We start from the raw sequence: 15,557 nt of genomic DNA, 5'->3' as shown, positions 1-15,557 counted from the left end.
CCAAAAAGTAAGAACCCCGCTCAGGGCGGGGTTGGGGTGAAAGAGAGTCGGATCAGCGCAGGATGATGAAATGCGCTGCCAATGCCTGTTCCGCATCGGCGTCTATGCCGGTCAGCAGGGCTTCACTGACCTCGGCCAGCCGCACCACCGCGCGGCCGCGCCGAACGGTTTCGGATTCGCCGAGAGAGGCATAGAGAACACATACAGCTTTTTCGCTGCCATCTTCTGCAGAGGGGTCGTAGGCAGTGAATTCGCTGCTGGCCGTTACCAGACCAAGCACTTGGCCAGCGACCATTCCAGGACCGGCAGCGACATTGATGGCTTCGCGAGAGATCTTTCCCGGCCCCTCGGAAAGCAGGAACTCACCGGTGTGAACCGGCTCCTGGCGGATGTTACTCATGGTCGTGCTCCTTTATTGGCGGCCTGCCGGCGGGCAGCCCAGATGCTGGATGGATTGGGTAACTGCGCCTTGACCTTTTCTGGCTCGTCATCGGCCGGCGGCAGGCTGTTGTCGATCTCAAAACCCTTGCCGGAGCTGACCAGCTTCTCGAACAGCCGAGCCCGCACCGCATCCGGCTCCAAGCCAGCCTGCACAAATTCAACGGTAAGCTCCGGCAGCCGAGCAGCTACGCAGAGATCGCGGACCCCCTTCGCACGCGTCAAAGCAGCCTGCACCGTGGCCTTGTCGGCCAGTTTGGTGGAGGCGATCAACGGCTCGACCAAGTTGCTGATTCCCGCCTTGGCGCAGTCCTGAGCGATCATCAAGGCCAGCGCAGTAGAGTCGCCAGGGTCAGCCGCTGGCGGGTCGGGCGGTGTTGCCGGCTGGCCGCTCGCTGCCTCCGGCAGGTCGGCCAATTGATCAAGCAGCGCCTTGGGTGTCTGACGGTAGCGCTGCATCGCCGCGCCCTGGCCAAGGCACGCCTTGACCTCGACCCCGTTGCCCACTTCGTCAGCCAGGCCCAGCGCGAGGGCTTCCTGCGCAGTCAACCAGGTTTCATCGTTGACCATACGGCGCAGCTCGGCATCCTCGATGCCCGGCGCCTTGGCCTTGTATGCCGCGATGATCGCCTCGAAGGTTTGGTCGAGAACGTCGGCCACCCGGCGCAAGTCCTCGGCATCACCGCTGGTCCAGGTCCACGGGTTGTGCACCATCAGCATCGCATTCGAAGCCATCACCAGGCGGTGGGCGCCGCACGCAGCGACGCTTCCAGCGCTGGCCGCCAGAGCATCAACACGCGCGGTGCAGCGCTCACCCAACCGGTTTAGCGCGTTGTGAATAGCCAACCCGTCGAACAGATCGCCACCGATAGTATTGAAGGCCACCACCACCGGTGAAACGCCGTCATCAATCGCCTTCAGGTCCTGAATGAACTCGTTCGCGGTGATGCCCCAGCCCCCGATCTCACCGTAGATGTAGATCTCGATGGGAGTGGTATCGGCCTTGGCATCGCCCTGCCCCTCAACCGCCGCGCTGATCTTGTACCAATGCTGGTCTTCGATCTGCTGCACCGAGGGCGCCTTGTTAAAGATACGAAACGGCATCAGCTTTTTCATTTCTCCCCCTTGTCGCCGGACTCATCAGGGTCATCCTCGACGACCGGCAAGCTGCTGTAGTTGAGGCCCAAGGCCTTCGCCCGGGCGATATCGGCGGCGTTCTCTTCGTCGACCACCTCCGCATCCGTACCGTTACGCAGGCACACCTCACTGCGCGATGCGAAGCCTGCGGCGATCTCCATGCCGCGCGACTGGACATCCTGCACCGGATGGATGTAAGCCCAGCCCTGCGGTACCCAACGTGTACGGTGGTACTCGCGGCGGCGCTGTGCGTAGTCAGATAGATCGAGCGCACCGGCGAGCACAGCCATGTCCATCCAGGCTTTACGTACCGGCCGACAAAGCTGATGGACGTACACCTGGAACTGGAGCTGCTCCAACCGTCGACGGAACTCGGTCAGTACCACCCGGATCGCGCGGTCGTTCACGCCTTGCATGTCGCCAGTCATGAGTTCGTAAGGCAACCCCGAGCCAGCGGCAGCGGCCATCATCTGCTGCCGCATGAAGTCGGGGTAGTTGTTACCGGCGTCCGGCGGGTCCGAGAACTCGACCTGCTCACCAGGCAGCAGCTCCTGCATCGTTCCGGGCTCCAGCCCTACCATCGGGGTGAAGCCGTCTCGGTCGTATCTGACCGGCGCCCCGGTAAGCGGGTCAAGTTGCGGCGGGCCGTCCGGGGCTGGCTTACGAACGAAGCCGGCAAATAGGTTGGCGACCTCTTGCCGGAACAACACCGCGTCGTCGAAGTTGTCCAGGCTACGCAGACGCTTCAGGACCGGCGCCAAGCGCGGTACGCCGCGCAGTTGCCCAGGTTCTAAGGGCTCAAACACATGCAGCATCTGCTCAGCCGGAATCCGCACCAGCTGGTTGTAGCCCACATTGAGAGAGGACTTGTCGCTGGGATGGTTGCGGTAGCACCAATACGCCACGCGCCGGCCCAGGGTGTTGAACTCGATGCCGGCCCGAATGACGTTGCCGAAACGGGTGACTTCGAACTTGTCATGGGGGACAAACTCTGGCGAGAGGCACTGCAGCTGCAGCGGTACCGCGTAGCCGTCCTCCAGCCGGCGCGGACGCAGACGAATGAAGCACTCGCCCGACTGCTCAACCGTGCGGGCCACCAGCGCCTGCAAGCCATAGAAGTCCGTGAGCTGATCGGCATCAGCCTCATCAACCCAGTCCTCCCACAGCTCTTGCATCACCTTGCGGACCGCCTTGTCGAGCAGCCGAGGGTGCGGCGTGATGCCGGTACCGATCAGGTTACTGACGCGCTTGTCGATGACATTGGCAGCATAAGCGTCATTGCGCACCGCGCTGCGGGAGCGTGAGCGCAGGTTACGCAAGGCCGGCATGATCAAGCTGTTCACGCCGGTGTCAGGCGCATCCCATCCTGATGAGCGCCGTCCCTCGGCGGCGCCTTCGTAGCTGGCCTTAATCCGCTCGGGCACCAAAATGCCTGAACGACCGAGGGACAGGTAGCGTCCGCTCACAGCCCCTTGCCCCCGTGGTAGATACGGGTCACCCGCGAGCGGGGGCCTGCGGCAGCGGTCAGCTCAGTACGGATCAGGTCTCGAGCCTTTATCAGTTCGTCGACCGTCCGGTATTCAACGGTGCGGTCGGTGTACCGGACGGTCTTTTCACCACGCGCAATCGCCCGCTCGACAGCGTCGAGGTGTGCTTTCGTGTATGCCATGTCAGCGTCTCTTGAGATAGCCGCTGCTGGAGCTGCGGCGTTGCATGGGTTGGGGTGCGACTCGTGGAGCCGGCGGTAGTGGCGGATCGTTGCGCTTGACCGGAGCTGGTACAGGAGCCGGCGAATCGATCTCGTCGTCCTGGTCGTCGTCCGGCTCGCTGGCCTGGGGCCGGGCTGGCTCCGCTTCGTTTTGCTCGAACAAGTTGGCCTGCGCGAGCGCCTGCTTCAGCTTGTCCCAGTCCTGTTCGCCATAGCGGTGCAGGCCGAGGAAGTTGGCCATGGCCAAGTTGTAAACCATCAGGTCGAGCGCCTCATTGCGGTCGGCCTTGCCCTTGACCCACTCAATCCGCTTATAGCCCTTCACGTAGCGGGCGACCTTTCGCTCGGCCACGCACTGCTGGAAGAACTCGTCGGGCAGGTCCTTGGCAAAGTGCAACGCACCAGGACCTATCTCAAAGCTGTAGCGGTTGTAGATCCAATCCTTGGCCGTATCGGTGCCGACGATCCAAAGCTCCGCACCATTGCGCTCGGTTTGGCCTTTCCAGGTGACATCCACCTGCGACGGCCGCTGGGCGATTACGGGCCGCCCCGGCTTGCTTGCGCCCTTAAGCGCGAACACGTTGCGCCAACGGCGGACACGGGCGAACTGGTAGACCTCGTGGGTGTGATGACCGCCGGAATCGATGCCGGTAGCCAGGATGCCGAGGCTCACGCCGCAGGGGTGCCGGTACCGGACTTTCAGCCGCTCGTCCAACAGTGACCAAGTACGCTCGTCGGCCGGGTCGCCGGGGATTACCTGGTGATCGACCACCCAGCGCTCCATGCCTGTCCCCCAAGCCATCACCATAAGCTCCAGGCGATTGGCCTGCACATCGACGGAGGCCGTTAAGGCAAGCGCCCCCACGGGCAAGGTTCCAAGAACGTAGTCCTCTTGCATCGCACGGGCCTGAAGCACCTCGGCCTTGGTTTGCTCGACTGCACTGTCCCAGACCTCTGCCAAACGGGTGTTGTAGAACACCTGCATCGGCTCCAAGTCGCCGCGATCTTGGGCGCGCTTTGCCCCCTCGAACTCGCGGGCCAGCATGGTCCAAGAATGCCACCCTAGAGGCGCATAGAGCGCATTGAGGTGGAAGCTCACTGTCTCGCCGTCTCCCTTGGCATGGGCTCGCCACTCACCCTTGGCCAACATCTCTGCCTTGTGATGCTCATCGATCAGCACATCACACTCAGTTCCTTCGCACTGGTAATGCACCGTGCTGAAGTCCGCGGAGTAAAGCAGACGCTCCCACTTCAAGATCTGCATATGCCCACAGGTAGGACATGGTACGTAGTAGTGCCGCTGATCCCCCATCATGAAGAGGTCATCGATCCGCGAGGCCCCCTTGATGAGCGGGGAACTGGAGAAATAGAACTTTGCGTTACGGCCGAAGGTACTGCCGCGCGCTTCGGCCAGCTTGATGCCATCGCCCTCTTGGTCTACGTCAACGTCCCAGCGGTCGACCTCATCGCCGTAGATGTACCGCGCCGACAGCTCAGACAGGTTCGCCGCCGAGCCAGCGGTGGTGGCGTACAACGTGCCACCCTCAAACTCTTTGGTGTCCATGGTGTTGCGGGCATCCCTGGAGCGGTTAGCTGCCACGCGCGCCTTGAGTTCGGGCGTTGCGTCGATTGTCTTGCCGATCCGGGACGACACACGCTTGGCCAGCCCTAGGCTGGGCAGCAGTGTCAGGATGTTGGATGGGGCCATGTGAATCAGGGCGCCGATCCAGTTCAGGGCGATCTGCGTTTTCATCAGCTGCGAGGCGACCTTGGTCACCACCCGTTTGCACGGGTGCGCGGGAGAAAGGCAGCGCATTGGTTCACGTGCGTAGGGTGTGCGCGCGGTGCGGTATTTGCCGGGTTCGGCGGCGCCGGTGTCACGCGGGATCCGCATGTACTCGTCCGCCCATTCATCAACCCATAGTTCAGGGTCAGGCGTCAGCCCTCGGCAATACGCTTCGCGGTACACCTCAGCACCGTCTGCGTATCCGGTGGGCATAGGCTCAGCTCTGTGTGATGGCTAGGTTAAGGTCGGCATCGCTCATCTTGCTGACCTCGGTTAGAACGCGGCGGAAGGCGCTCGCGAGATGTTTTTCGATCTCCCACGGGTCACTCATACCGACCAGCTCGGCGGCAAGCTGCGGGGCGAGCCCAAATAACTGGTCGCGCAGCATCCGGCCTGCCGTGTAGGCAGCATCTTCCACCGCTTTTCGCTCGACCAGATTGCCTTGGACTTTGTTGAACTCAGCCTCGGCCAACTGGGCGAGGTAGTACTCGCGGTGCGCCTTCGCCTTCTGGAAATTGTGAGCCCCGCCAGGTGCTGGATCCGGCTGCGACACCGCTAGTGGGCCGGGGCCGGGCTGGAGCTGGCTTCGGACATCCCGCTCAACGCGGTTTTCTTCATGCCGGGCAGCCACAGCTGCCTTGCTCGGATCGGCGGACTCAACCAGCAGCAGCTCAGTGGCTTCGACGTCGACCTTTCCGTCGTCGGTCAGCACCAGCCGTTCCTGCTTGGCCAGTTTAGAGACGTAGGATTTCGACCATCCGTGACGGGCAGCGAACTCCGATTTCGTCAGGTACGTCATGTCGCAAAGTCCAGTTCATCCAATAAAATCAGGGGGTTAACCAGTTCACCGCAGTTCACTAAGCTGGTGAACCACCCGCTAACGAAGAAGCGCGGGTTTCCTGCCCCGTACCCCGGCCATATCGCCAGGGTCCCCGGCCCTAGCCAGCAACGACCGGAGTACTTCATCACACCAACCAGCAGCCGACCCCATAAAGGCCAGCCAACGCCGCACCGACACCGGCCAAAAAAGGCCACACAGGGGCAGGATGGCTTTTGATCTCCGCAACGGCGCCAGGCGCAATTGGCTCCACGGTCGAACGCTTCGGCTCCCAGGGCAACAGTTCAGCATTTGCGCAAGACTCGCGCGCCAAATCGGTACGAACCACAAAACCGCGATCAGAAGTACGCGCCACCGCTTCGTCGCCCTTACGCAGAACCAGCTCGCAACCCAAAGGCGCGAAATCGTCAGCCTCGATACAAATGGGCAAGGGACGATCAGGCAGAAACACGGTGTAAGTTTTCTGAGTCATAAGCACCTCACAGGTAGGTTGAGCTCACAGATTGGTGAGCTGTAAAAATAAGAGCAGTCGTAGTAACAAGTCCGGTTGGCGGCATCGTTCTGACGCCCCATCAAAAGGACTTGAAAATGCAGTTCGATATCTACCGCGATCAGGCGCTTGAGAGACTTCTGATCGTGAAGCGCGGCACAAGCATCAATCAGCTTAAAGATCTCCAACCTAGTTTTCTGAACGGGCTTGAACGACCAAACCAAGTCGATAGCGAAGTCGGTAGCCTCCCCTTGGGACTAAACAGGAAAGAGGTTATCGAGGCTGTAGAGCATCACGGCTACTTCGCGAGGACGCTCAAAGTCAGCATCAATGAGGTTGACGACTAAACAGAAGCGCTTGTCTTAACCGGCACCAGGGTGACTGGGCGGTGGCATCTCGCTCACGCCCAGCCGCTTGGCGGCCCAGCGCATGTAGAGGTTGATAGCGACATCGGCGCCGGCCATCGCAGCCAAGCATCCAACCGCTGCTGCCGCCCATACCGAAACGCCGAGGGCGTACAGCAGCATGTTGGTCGAAAGACCGCAGGTCACGCAGGCACCAGAGCGCAACGCCAACCGGCGAATCAGCCCCCAACCGCGAGCGCCCGCCATGTCCGCCCGCCACATCTCTCCCGAAACACCGCCTACCAGGGACAGCACGATCACCATCCAGATTGGCAGTTCGGCTAACGTTTGTTGCTCGCTGTTCATGTAAGCCTCATTGGCAAAGCACGGCGCCGGAAAAAGAAAACCCCGCCAGTTGGCAGGGTTCTCGGTGCGCCGACAATTCGGAGCGGCTTGCACAGCACAGTGCTTGTGGGGGAAGCGCCTAAGCGCACTTTTGATATCGTGGCGTCTTTTTACATGCCACCGGAAAAACCGAAAAGGGCCTATTTTCGGTTCGTCGCCATGTGGTGGTTATGTCTCATCAATGTTGCACGCAAGTCGCATAGTCACCCGACGAACGGTCTGCTGCCGGACGCGGCCAGCGCGGGCGGCCAGGATGGCAAACACCTGCAGGTGAAGGGCCTTAACCCAGTTTCGGTAGGTGCGGTCGGCGTCCTCAGCCAGCCCAACCTCGCGCATCTGCTCGCGCACTGTGGCCCCATACAGGTAGCGCAGTTGGGCCAGCTTGGCCAGCGTAGCCCCGCGCGGATCACGCCGCTCCAGCTGGACCACTGCCGCGTCAACCTCTGCTGCCGCGTGATCAAGGCCTGCACCGCCGACCAGAATTCGCGAACCGGACGAGCCACCGCGCGGTGCAGCCCCCTTCCATTCCATGATGCTGCCCATTTGACTGCCCAAGCTGGCATCCAGCCCAAGCTGCCCACGTCGCTCTCCCCAATGCTTCATCAGCTCGGCAACCAGACGCAGGCGTTCGGACTGGTCGATAAGTACCGCCATATCGATGCGGTGCAGCGCGTGATCCACCTGCTGCTGTAGGCGCAATCCTTGGTCCTTCGTCATCGCCAGCCCTCCCCGGCCAGTACCCAACACGCATTTGGCAAACCCAACACAAACCCAACACACTCAAAGCCCAATGAATTCAATGGATTGGAAGTAACTGTGTTGGGTGTGTTGGGTGTGTTGGGTTTTTCAGGGTTCGCATAGAGATTTCTTTCCCCTTCGATTTCAGCGATTAAAAAAAATCGCGCGCGCGCGCGTGCGCACAAACCCAACACACCCAACACACATACCCGCAAAGCCACAGATTCCGGGGCCTGAATGTGTGTTGGCTTACCAAAACCAACCCAACACAAACCCAACACACCCAACACACATAATGGCAGAGTCATGCCGCAAGCCTCTTGATGTGGTCCCAACCGTCCACGCTCCAGCCCGCCAGCTTTGCTCGGGCACGCCACTCGACAACGGTCTTGCCCAGCTCGGCCGACTTCATGGATGGGGGCAGGGAAGGATCGCCCTCGCAGGGCACAAAGAACGCCGCAAATCGGCGAGAACTGCCATCCGTCCAGGGGATAGGGCGCGTCTTCTCCACCTTCGCGCTGAACATCAGCGAGAACTTCGTGTGGCTCATGGAGTTCTCTTTGTTGTGGGAGCACCACTCAAGGAACATGGCGTACACATCCGAAGTCAGGCAGCAGCCCCACAGGCCGTGCCCCAGCTCACCGTTTCGCCAGAGGTAGAAGAAGGTCTGCCAGGCCGTGCGACTCAGCTCAACCAGCCGCTGGCGGGCTTCGGTTTTCGGCGGACGAGTGCGTTGGTTGAAGTCCTCAAGGTCGACATCGAGCAGCCACCCGTACAAGGCTGCCACCCCACCGTTGGCTAGTTCTCGGGCGATAGCCTTCTGCCTTTCGGCGGGCAGGGTCTCCATTGGCCACATCACGAGCATCCGGCGGTCGTCTTCACTGATCGGCCACGGCATGATCTCGTTGCTCAAGAACGCCGAGTTCATGTGATTGGATTCTTCCCAGCCGTTGATGAACTTTGATTCCATGCGCACCGTCTTGCCGGTGATCATGTGCTTGATCTTGCCTACTTGGTTGTAGCGCTGGTCACGGCTCACAACCTCTTCAAACACGGCCCAAAGCTTGCCGCTTTGCCAGGCGTTGAAGTTGCCCTCCAGCTGTGCCTGGCCAACCGTGGCACCGTAGCGACCGTACAGCTCGCCCATGACGTCCGCGAACAGCAGGCTTTTGCCCGAGCCCTCCATGGTTGAGTGGAACAGAATCGCGGTGTCCATCTTTGCACCCATGTGCTGCAGCGGGTAGGCCAGCCACTTGACCAGCCAATCCAACGCTTCGGCGTCATTGTTGCAAAGGAATGAGATCAGCCACCGCAGGTTCTCGCACGCAGCATCGTCACGGACCGGCTCAAGCGGCAAGCCCTCAAAAGTGTTGATGTAGATCGCCGGGTCCTTGGTCATCGTCGGGTCGAACACGATGTGATCGACGTCCACCACCCGCCGTTCCGGGCTGTTCAGCCAGAGCTGATAGGCATCCCCCAAGGCCATCTTGACGCTGCCCTCGGGCAACCGACGCTTCTTCTCGCGATCCCAGGCCTCTTTTGTCCCATCGATGTAGATGTAGCGGTCGAGCGGTTCAAGCTTCAGCGCTCCACCCTTCTTGCTGGACATCTTCCGGGCCTGCTCAAGCTCTTGCACCTGCTCGGAGGCGATGAGCTTCTTGTCGGTCCGCTCCATCCACGCTTTCGAGAGTGGCTTGCCGACCAAGGCCTCGAAGCCTGTCCGCTTCATCGACCGTCCCTTGTCCAAGTCCCATACGTTCGTGGAACCTTCGACCAGGGCAAATCGGCGCATCGCAGCATCAATGTCCAGGGTATCTCCCCCCGCCCCCCCGGTGGCCGAGGAGTCGGCCGGGCTGATGGCCTCGACGTCCGATGGGGTGCGGGGAAGATGCTCGGCATTTCGATCGACGACCGGAGGCAGCTCGGCCGGCTCGACCACCGATGGGGCACGGGGAAGTTCGCCCAATGGCGGCGGTGCCGGCGGACGGGACTTCGCGTCAATACCTAGGATCCGAGCTGCCGCCCTAGTCGCAGCCCTCTGGTCGCCGTCGTGCATCAGGATGCAGAACACATCGAACGCATCGTTCTTGTGTCCGTTCGCCAGCGGGTCCGAGGTGTGATGCGAGTAGAGCTTGCCCTCCGTGATTGTCACACCGGGTAGGCCTGAGCTGCTGTGCGGGCTCAACCACTTCCCATCGATGCGCTTGTAACCGTGCGCCTCAATCATCGTTGCGATGTCATGGATGCGATTGAATTCAGGGATAACCTCGGGGAGCCGATCACCAGATCGTGCTGCAGCTGTTGATGGCTTGGCCATGGGACGAGCTGCAGGCGCAGGCGTTGCCGCCTTCGGTTTCCACGGGCAAACGCCCTCCCCCTTCGGCTTGAACTCATCCCAATCCTGCCAGATGGCCAACAAGTCGGCAGGCAGCTCTGGCAAGCCTTCAGATGCCGGAGGGGTACGCCATATGTAAGGTTTGCGAGTGCCTGGGTGAATGGAAGGTGGCAATACGTCCTGCACCAGGCCACCTCGCAACTCGAAGACCGTCACTTTCTTGAAAGGCTCAGCCGCCATGCGGAAGGCGGCCTCGCGGTCTGCATCACCCTCGTCCATGGCAGCCTTCACTTGCGCCATGAGCCCTTTGTAGATGGTGCCATCCGGGTCGTTTTTGTTTGGCCAAACCAGGGCATGGCGACTCAGCTCCACCCCCTCAGGGACGCGGAACATCACGCGGAATCGTTCAGGGTTGCCCACGGAGGTAGGGTATGCGTCAGCGAGTGCATCGACATCGAGTCCAAGCGTCTGCTGCAGCACCTGTCGGGTCAGCTCGACATCATCAACATCGAGCGAGCAGACTCCACTCGGCCCGAGCACAACACCGAGGTTGTGATTCGGACTCGTGGTCCAGAACGCTTCCGCCGTCGAGGCATTCGTGAAATAGCCACCAGGCTTGTTCCATCCGGCCCCCTTCGGCCCCTTTTCACCCGGTTCGATAGGAACCAGAGCCAGACCGAAGGTTTCAATGTAACGCCGCGCCCAATCAGCTGTGGTAGGAGTTGGGCGGTCGCTCATCTCCGGCGCTCCCGCAACTCTTGGCAATCGATGCAGGTTTCGCAACCGGAGACTGACAATTGACGGGCCAGCGGGATGGGCTCATCGCAGTCTTCGCAGATTTGCGCGCTTGGCTTGACCGGGAGCCGCGCAAGACGCTGCAGCGACAACTGGAGGAAATACTCAGCGCGGTCATTGGCAAAATCGACGGCATCAGCCATGGCTTACGTCCTCCATGGCTTCGCGCGCGCCCGCCATGATGGCAAGAACTTGGCGAATAACTTCCATGCCACGCTGCTCCAGATTCAACACCTCCGACAAGGTCCAAACGTTGTCCGAGGCACCATCATGCAGGCTACCCACGAACTGACCGGACTCGGCCAGAAGCTTCGCAACCGCCTGCAAGGCATCGTTGGTAGCAGGCACAGGCTTGGGGCGATACCAGACCGCACCGGCAGGACGAACCAGTGCATCGAGCAGCCGCGGATCAGCGGTCCACTGCACGATCTCTTCCAGTTCGTCGGGGGTTGGCCAGCGGCGGTCGTCGGCATGGTGCAACTTCTTCTGCAGGGCATCCACCTCGAGCCCCATGTCAAAGGCCAGCCTGGTGATACCGCCGTGATAATCACGACCCGCGCGATAGAGCGCTTGTCGCAAAGTGAGAACCGGACCTGCGCCCGGCAAAAGATCAATCCTGCTCATAACCGTAAATCCTCGGTTTACGGCCTAGTCATAGGATCATGTAAGACCTATCCTACGACCACGACCTGTGTGCTGTGCCTTGCGTGCTGTGCGGGCATGGCATTTGGTAATAGTCGTCCGGCTGAACTTGTGAGAGAGGCCACCGGCCGACGAGAGTGATGGTGCTTCGTACTGTCATAGCTGGGCTGGGAGGTGAGAGTCCTGGCTCAGCGTTCTAACCCCTTTCCTTGCCTTAAGTATCCCCAGTCAATGTCCGGTCGCAGCGACTCACAAGTAACCTCCCCTCCCGTTTCTCGATCCAAATTGACAGCCAACCCCGCACCTGCACGGCGGTTTCCATAAGCCACTTGCTTCAGTTGGCCGACCGATGTTCCGCAGTGCCGTGCGAGGGCGTCGACCCCTTCCTTGTCTATCGTTTTCAAATATTCGCTAAGCGTCATAGACACCTCCAATGCCCAGCAGATTAGCAATTGCTAATTATGAAGGCAATAGCAACTCGTAATTTACTGTTTGCTAACGGAAAGCAATCATCTGCAGATGGACATTAACGAAAGGCGCATCGCCTCCCTCCGTACGATCATGGGGAACCTGAGCCAGAAGGAATTCGCCGAGGCTCACGACCTAGACGCGTCGTACCTGTCGCAACTGCTCAACGGCCACCGCAAGCTGGGGGAAAAGGCTGCGCTTAATCTCGAGCTCAAGATTGGGCTTGTAGCAGGGACGCTGACATCTCCTCCAATGGAGGAACCCTCCATCGCAGCCCCAACCAACGTGGTTCGCCTGCCCACCAGGGCAGCAAAGGACAAGAACTACGTTCTGATTCCGCATCTCGATGTCGCGGCTTCTATGGGGCATGGCAAGGCAGCCCCGGAAATGCACATTGAAGTCATCCGCGACATGACGGTTCACCTAGACTGGCTCAGGATGCAGGGCCTTAGTTTTTCCAACATCGATAACCTGGCGATCATCACTGGCGATGGCGACAGCATGTCTGGCACATTCGCTGACGGCGATGCCCTGCTTGTGGATCGCGGGATCACCGAGGTGAAGACAGACGCAATTTATGTCTTCACCCTCGACGGCGATCTCTACATCAAACGCCTGCAGCGTCTGACTGGAGGCCAGCTCCGAATGATCTCCGATAATCCTGTCTACCCGCCGATTACCATCGACGAGTCGATGATCGAGCGGATGCATATCCAGGCCCGTGTCCTACTGGCCTGGAACGCGAAAAAGCTCTAACGCCTCCTCGGGTTGTGTCCTACCGGCCATCCGCCGGGGCGCGACCACGCCCATACAGTTTAGCATCTGCTATTGAACAATTATTTAGCTTTTGCTAATTTCAACTTCGTGCCCCTCTCTCACATCAAGGACACGAAGAATGAAATCAGCACAGCACAACGGATCGGTGGCAATTCTGATCCATCCAACCGCCTGCAGCAGCGTGGCGAAAATACAGGCATTCCAGCGCAGCACCGGCTTGCAGCTGGTCGTCACGCTCGAAGGTAAAGCCCATGCTGTACCTGCCAATGGGGGTGCTGCATGAGCGAATTCAGGATCTCCCTTCGCCAGATCATGCTGCTGCAACGCACCTTGGATAACGGCGGCACTGCGACCTGCAAATTGCAGCGCCCTGAAGCCTCGGTCGATGCACAGATCGAGATCGAAAATGACAGCACCCATCACAGCATCAAGGTGACCCTTGGTCCGCTTTGCAGCAGCCTGAAACTTCCGCGCGCCCTCTCCACCAAGTGCCAGTCCTTAAGAGATTTTGTGCAGGACATCGCGAATGGCCGAGCTGACTCCGCAGCCCAGACGGAAGAAGCGCTTGCTCTCATGGAGGCGCAAGTCAGCGTTGAAGAGGTCCTGCAGACAGGTCAGACAGCCTACGTTATCGCCACCGTCAACCGACAGCTTCCCCTTGGCGCTGTCGTGACTGACGACCAGGGCAATGTCTGCGCTGCAGTTACGGGAGCCAGTAAAGAGCAGCTCGCAGCAGCAGTCCGCGCGAAGCTTCGGCCCAGCCCTGACAGTATCGGGAAATGCGCATGAGTACGCTGGAACAGCTCCGCAGCGAGTGGACCACCCCCTGCCCAACGCTCACTGCTGTCAGAGAGCGATATTTCCCCCACATCGGGTCAGACAGGCGGTTCAAAGAGCTGATCAACAAAGGCCGTATTGACCTTCAGCTGAGCAAGATCGACAGCTCGAAGAAAGCCCAGCACGTGATCTACCTGCACAACCTTGCCGCATATCTCGACCGGCAGGCCGAACGCTCGACCCAATCTGCTTGACCAGGCGGCCCCGGCCATCAGGGGCTTATAGCCCCCGCCGACTCTCACACCAACGGCGGAGGGCTACTTTTGGAGCACAGCACATGCAACCGCATCAACAAGTTCTTTCCCTGGGCATCATCTTCCTAGTCACCCTGGCCATCCTGCCTTTCCTGTTCGCGAAAGCTCGGCATCGTGCCTTCAACAGGGGCTTGGAAATCGGGAAACAGCGTCTGCAAGCCGATCTGAAATTGCAGATACAAAGCCTGCAAGTGGACCTGGACGAAGCCCGAGTTCAAGCCGAGGCGAGCCAGCGCAAGCACCACATGGCTGTAGCACATCTCAAAGGCAACGTCCGCGAGCTCGAAGCCAGAATCATGTCGTATACCGGACTGGCAGTGACCAGGGCGGATTACGAGCTGCTCATCAGCGCCTTGGAAACCCTGAGCCTCACCGAGCGGACGTTAACCGCAATGAAGGCAACTCAGCAGGCATCACGCGCGAGCTTGCAAGCCACCCAACTGGGAAGCCTGGCTAAACGGATTCACACCCAATTGCGCGAAACCCCTGCCGGTGCCACAAGCGCGGAGGAGGCGGCATGAGCCAGCACGACGATCCCGCACCGACCGCGACCCCCAACGCAGCCGCTTGGCTCGGCCAGGCCGGGCTGTATCGAACTCGGTTTGAGGCCGTGCGCAACTTCGAGCAGTCCATAGCGCCAGTTAGCGCCGACGAGTTGTTTAACCTTGCCAGCAAGCAGGTGCTAACCCAGCTCAGTGAGGGTAGGCAATCCGCTCGGCCCAGCAACACAGAGACGAATTCGCTGGAACAGGAGGGCCATGCGTGAACACAGCCTTTGTTTTGATGGCGCAGTACAACGGCACGGCGATTATCTCGCTCGAACAGGTATGCGCTGACTACTTCACGCACCTAACGCCGCTTGTATTCCAACGCAAGGTGCTGGCCGGAGAGATCAAGCTGCCGATCACCCGGCTTGAACCGAGCCAGAAGAGCGCCCGAGGCATACACATTGCTGATCTGGCTCTCTACCTGGACCAGCAGCGGGATGCTGCGCGAAAAGAGTGTGCGCAATTGAATAAGAGGTGACGGGCACGCTTATACGGAGATTTCACCCCACTTGATCAGTGTCAACCGGCCGCACGGAACATCTGGCTGCATCCGACTCTTCACCCAGTCGAATACGGCTTAGCTACCTTGCGTCGATGGCCGCCTGCGATGGCGGCTATCGACCCGTCCCCTAAATCGGCTGGATCAGAACGGCTGAAAATGCCCAAATCCATTATGTGGTAGTGACCGCTTTCGACCCATAGCTGCCAGTCGTGTCTGAGGTGATCTTTGTGGGAGACTCTATGGTTTTCAGCAAGCCGGTTTGCTCGCTTTGGTGACATATTCGTCCTGATTTTTCATCAGGGCGAATGCTACGCGAGCAAGCTTTCTTGCCAGGATCACGAGGGCCTGGGTCGTTGCCTTGCCGCTGTTGCGGTGTTGTTCATAGATGCCTTTCCAGGCCGTAGACTTGCTAGCGGCCATCGCTGCATTGTGCAGCAAGCGACGGATTTCTGAGCAACCCCGTTTTGTCAGTCGGCGTCGTCCTGTTTTCTGCCCAGAGTCACTCACTCGCAGAT

General features: G+C 60.0%; 22 protein-coding genes. 8 read left to right on the top strand and 14 right to left on the bottom strand.

Annotated features, from left to right (window positions below; translation table 11 throughout):
* Positions 1 to 52 precede the first annotated feature (52 nt).
* The 7 genes from QOS90_RS24040 to QOS90_RS24010 form a co-directional block, all read right to left on the bottom strand.
* The gene (locus QOS90_RS24040) at positions 53 to 400 is read right to left on the bottom strand and encodes a head decoration protein (RefSeq protein ID WP_085274133.1); all 348 of its coding nucleotides are present in this window, start codon (positions 398 to 400) and stop codon (positions 53 to 55) included.
* Positions 397 to 1,554 carry a head maturation protease, ClpP-related gene (locus QOS90_RS24035; protein WP_085274132.1) on the bottom strand — a complete coding sequence of 386 codons (1,158 nt, stop codon included), beginning with the start codon at positions 1,552 to 1,554 and terminating at the stop codon, positions 397 to 399. Before QOS90_RS24035 ends, QOS90_RS24040 begins: the two co-directional genes overlap by 4 nt.
* Entirely contained in the window at positions 1,551 to 3,041 is a 1,491-nt protein-coding gene (locus QOS90_RS24030) for a phage portal protein (protein ID WP_085274131.1), read from the bottom strand. The genes QOS90_RS24035 and QOS90_RS24030 overlap by 4 nt, the downstream gene beginning before the upstream one ends.
* Positions 3,038 to 3,244: a phage head-tail joining protein gene (locus tag QOS90_RS24025; protein WP_039613470.1), complete on the bottom strand. Its 207-nt coding sequence runs from the start codon at positions 3,242 to 3,244 to the stop codon at positions 3,038 to 3,040. Before QOS90_RS24025 ends, QOS90_RS24030 begins: the two co-directional genes overlap by 4 nt.
* Before the next feature lies 1 nt (position 3,245).
* Complete coding sequence (locus QOS90_RS24020) at positions 3,246 to 5,282, bottom strand: phage terminase large subunit family protein (protein ID WP_085274130.1); 2,037 nt, start codon at positions 5,280 to 5,282, stop codon at positions 3,246 to 3,248.
* Between the two features lie 4 nt (positions 5,283 to 5,286).
* Positions 5,287 to 5,868, bottom strand: coding sequence for a terminase small subunit (locus QOS90_RS24015; RefSeq protein WP_085274129.1), 582 nt, complete (start codon positions 5,866 to 5,868; stop codon positions 5,287 to 5,289).
* A gap of 166 nt (positions 5,869 to 6,034) precedes the next feature.
* Positions 6,035 to 6,379: a hypothetical protein gene (locus tag QOS90_RS24010; RefSeq protein WP_056806595.1), complete on the bottom strand. Its 345-nt coding sequence runs from the start codon at positions 6,377 to 6,379 to the stop codon at positions 6,035 to 6,037.
* A 116-nt stretch (positions 6,380 to 6,495) separates the two neighbouring features.
* Here QOS90_RS24010 and QOS90_RS24005 point away from each other — a divergent pair, with 116 nt between their 5' ends.
* On the top strand, positions 6,496 to 6,744 hold the full coding sequence (locus QOS90_RS24005; RefSeq protein ID WP_056806593.1) for a hypothetical protein: 249 nt from the start codon (positions 6,496 to 6,498) through the stop codon (positions 6,742 to 6,744).
* 15 nt (positions 6,745 to 6,759) lie between these two features.
* Here QOS90_RS24005 and QOS90_RS24000 read toward each other — a convergent pair whose 3' ends face one another.
* The 6 genes from QOS90_RS24000 to QOS90_RS23975 form a co-directional block, all read right to left on the bottom strand.
* Positions 6,760 to 7,107 (bottom strand): phage holin family protein, encoded by a 348-nt coding sequence (locus tag QOS90_RS24000; protein WP_044046940.1) that lies wholly within the window; start codon positions 7,105 to 7,107, stop codon positions 6,760 to 6,762.
* A gap of 207 nt (positions 7,108 to 7,314) precedes the next feature.
* Positions 7,315 to 7,863, bottom strand: coding sequence for a hypothetical protein (locus QOS90_RS23995; protein WP_082477179.1), 549 nt, complete (start codon positions 7,861 to 7,863; stop codon positions 7,315 to 7,317).
* 325 nt (positions 7,864 to 8,188) lie between these two features.
* Positions 8,189 to 10,957, bottom strand: coding sequence for a bifunctional DNA primase/polymerase (locus QOS90_RS23990; RefSeq protein ID WP_085274128.1), 2,769 nt, complete (start codon positions 10,955 to 10,957; stop codon positions 8,189 to 8,191).
* Positions 10,954 to 11,157, bottom strand: a complete 204-nt coding sequence (locus tag QOS90_RS23985) for a TraR/DksA C4-type zinc finger protein (protein WP_019096614.1) — start codon at positions 11,155 to 11,157, stop codon at positions 10,954 to 10,956. The genes QOS90_RS23990 and QOS90_RS23985 overlap by 4 nt, the downstream gene beginning before the upstream one ends.
* The gene (locus tag QOS90_RS23980) at positions 11,150 to 11,638 is read right to left on the bottom strand and encodes a phage regulatory CII family protein (protein WP_056806589.1); all 489 of its coding nucleotides are present in this window, start codon (positions 11,636 to 11,638) and stop codon (positions 11,150 to 11,152) included. Before QOS90_RS23980 ends, QOS90_RS23985 begins: the two co-directional genes overlap by 8 nt.
* Before the next feature lie 206 nt (positions 11,639 to 11,844).
* On the bottom strand, positions 11,845 to 12,078 hold the full coding sequence (locus QOS90_RS23975; RefSeq protein ID WP_082477177.1) for a transcriptional regulator: 234 nt from the start codon (positions 12,076 to 12,078) through the stop codon (positions 11,845 to 11,847).
* Between the two features lie 97 nt (positions 12,079 to 12,175).
* Between QOS90_RS23975 and QOS90_RS23970 the strand changes: the two genes are divergently transcribed.
* The 7 genes from QOS90_RS23970 (at position 12,176) to QOS90_RS23940 (ending at position 15,018) form a co-directional block, all read left to right on the top strand.
* Positions 12,176 to 12,880 carry a LexA family transcriptional regulator gene (locus tag QOS90_RS23970; RefSeq protein ID WP_056806586.1) on the top strand — a complete coding sequence of 235 codons (705 nt, stop codon included), beginning with the start codon at positions 12,176 to 12,178 and terminating at the stop codon, positions 12,878 to 12,880.
* A 139-nt stretch (positions 12,881 to 13,019) separates the two neighbouring features.
* Positions 13,020 to 13,184, top strand: a complete 165-nt coding sequence (locus QOS90_RS23965; protein WP_156676014.1) for a hypothetical protein — start codon at positions 13,020 to 13,022, stop codon at positions 13,182 to 13,184.
* The gene (locus QOS90_RS23960; RefSeq protein ID WP_070087206.1) at positions 13,181 to 13,690 is read left to right on the top strand and encodes a hypothetical protein; all 510 of its coding nucleotides are present in this window, start codon (positions 13,181 to 13,183) and stop codon (positions 13,688 to 13,690) included. Before QOS90_RS23965 ends, QOS90_RS23960 begins: the two co-directional genes overlap by 4 nt.
* A complete protein-coding gene (locus QOS90_RS23955; RefSeq protein WP_019096608.1) occupies positions 13,687 to 13,932 on the top strand; it encodes a pyocin activator PrtN family protein in 246 nt (81 codons plus the stop codon). The genes QOS90_RS23960 and QOS90_RS23955 overlap by 4 nt, the downstream gene beginning before the upstream one ends.
* A gap of 83 nt (positions 13,933 to 14,015) precedes the next feature.
* The gene (locus QOS90_RS23950; RefSeq protein WP_056806577.1) at positions 14,016 to 14,513 is read left to right on the top strand and encodes a hypothetical protein; all 498 of its coding nucleotides are present in this window, start codon (positions 14,016 to 14,018) and stop codon (positions 14,511 to 14,513) included.
* Entirely contained in the window at positions 14,510 to 14,758 is a 249-nt protein-coding gene (locus tag QOS90_RS23945; RefSeq protein WP_056806574.1) for a hypothetical protein, read from the top strand. The genes QOS90_RS23950 and QOS90_RS23945 overlap by 4 nt, the downstream gene beginning before the upstream one ends.
* Positions 14,755 to 15,018 carry a pyocin activator PrtN family protein gene (locus QOS90_RS23940; protein ID WP_056806571.1) on the top strand — a complete coding sequence of 88 codons (264 nt, stop codon included), beginning with the start codon at positions 14,755 to 14,757 and terminating at the stop codon, positions 15,016 to 15,018. Before QOS90_RS23945 ends, QOS90_RS23940 begins: the two co-directional genes overlap by 4 nt.
* Positions 15,019 to 15,288: 270 nt before the next feature.
* Here QOS90_RS23940 and QOS90_RS23935 read toward each other — a convergent pair.
* Positions 15,289 to 15,557, bottom strand: a 269-nt coding sequence (locus tag QOS90_RS23935) for a transposase (RefSeq protein WP_283600567.1), incomplete at its 5' end; no start/stop codon positions are given.

Origin of the sequence: Pseudomonas sp. LAIL14HWK12:I10 (genome assembly GCF_900184205.1) — a bacterium.
Classification (GTDB): domain Bacteria; phylum Pseudomonadota; class Gammaproteobacteria; order Pseudomonadales; family Pseudomonadaceae; genus Aquipseudomonas; species Aquipseudomonas kermanshahensis.
Note: the sequence above shows the minus strand (reverse complement) of the source record. Positions and strands in the feature narration are given on the sequence as shown.

Coding starts and splice junctions, on each gene's coding strand:
- QOS90_RS24020 (WP_085274130.1), bottom strand. CDS start 5,282: ATGCCCACCGGATACGCAGACGGTGCTGAGGTGTACCGCGAAGCGTAT.
- QOS90_RS23985 (WP_019096614.1), bottom strand. CDS start 11,157: ATGGCTGATGCCGTCGATTTTGCCAATGACCGCGCTGAGTATTTCCTC.
- QOS90_RS24005 (WP_056806593.1), top strand. CDS start 6,496: ATGCAGTTCGATATCTACCGCGATCAGGCGCTTGAGAGACTTCTGATC.
- QOS90_RS24015 (WP_085274129.1), bottom strand. CDS start 5,868: ATGACGTACCTGACGAAATCGGAGTTCGCTGCCCGTCACGGATGGTCG.
- QOS90_RS23995 (WP_082477179.1), bottom strand. CDS start 7,863: ATGACGAAGGACCAAGGATTGCGCCTACAGCAGCAGGTGGATCACGCG.
- QOS90_RS24000 (WP_044046940.1), bottom strand. CDS start 7,107: ATGAACAGCGAGCAACAAACGTTAGCCGAACTGCCAATCTGGATGGTG.
- QOS90_RS24035 (WP_085274132.1), bottom strand. CDS start 1,554: ATGAAAAAGCTGATGCCGTTTCGTATCTTTAACAAGGCGCCCTCGGTG.
- QOS90_RS23990 (WP_085274128.1), bottom strand. CDS start 10,957: ATGAGCGACCGCCCAACTCCTACCACAGCTGATTGGGCGCGGCGTTAC.
- QOS90_RS23975 (WP_082477177.1), bottom strand. CDS start 12,078: ATGACGCTTAGCGAATATTTGAAAACGATAGACAAGGAAGGGGTCGAC.
- QOS90_RS23955 (WP_019096608.1), top strand. CDS start 13,687: ATGAGTACGCTGGAACAGCTCCGCAGCGAGTGGACCACCCCCTGCCCA.
- QOS90_RS23965 (WP_156676014.1), top strand. CDS start 13,020: ATGAAATCAGCACAGCACAACGGATCGGTGGCAATTCTGATCCATCCA.
- QOS90_RS24010 (WP_056806595.1), bottom strand. CDS start 6,379: ATGACTCAGAAAACTTACACCGTGTTTCTGCCTGATCGTCCCTTGCCC.
- QOS90_RS23970 (WP_056806586.1), top strand. CDS start 12,176: ATGGACATTAACGAAAGGCGCATCGCCTCCCTCCGTACGATCATGGGG.
- QOS90_RS23950 (WP_056806577.1), top strand. CDS start 14,016: ATGCAACCGCATCAACAAGTTCTTTCCCTGGGCATCATCTTCCTAGTC.
- QOS90_RS24040 (WP_085274133.1), bottom strand. CDS start 400: ATGAGTAACATCCGCCAGGAGCCGGTTCACACCGGTGAGTTCCTGCTT.
- QOS90_RS23980 (WP_056806589.1), bottom strand. CDS start 11,638: ATGAGCAGGATTGATCTTTTGCCGGGCGCAGGTCCGGTTCTCACTTTG.
- QOS90_RS23960 (WP_070087206.1), top strand. CDS start 13,181: ATGAGCGAATTCAGGATCTCCCTTCGCCAGATCATGCTGCTGCAACGC.
- QOS90_RS23945 (WP_056806574.1), top strand. CDS start 14,510: ATGAGCCAGCACGACGATCCCGCACCGACCGCGACCCCCAACGCAGCC.
- QOS90_RS24025 (WP_039613470.1), bottom strand. CDS start 3,244: ATGGCATACACGAAAGCACACCTCGACGCTGTCGAGCGGGCGATTGCG.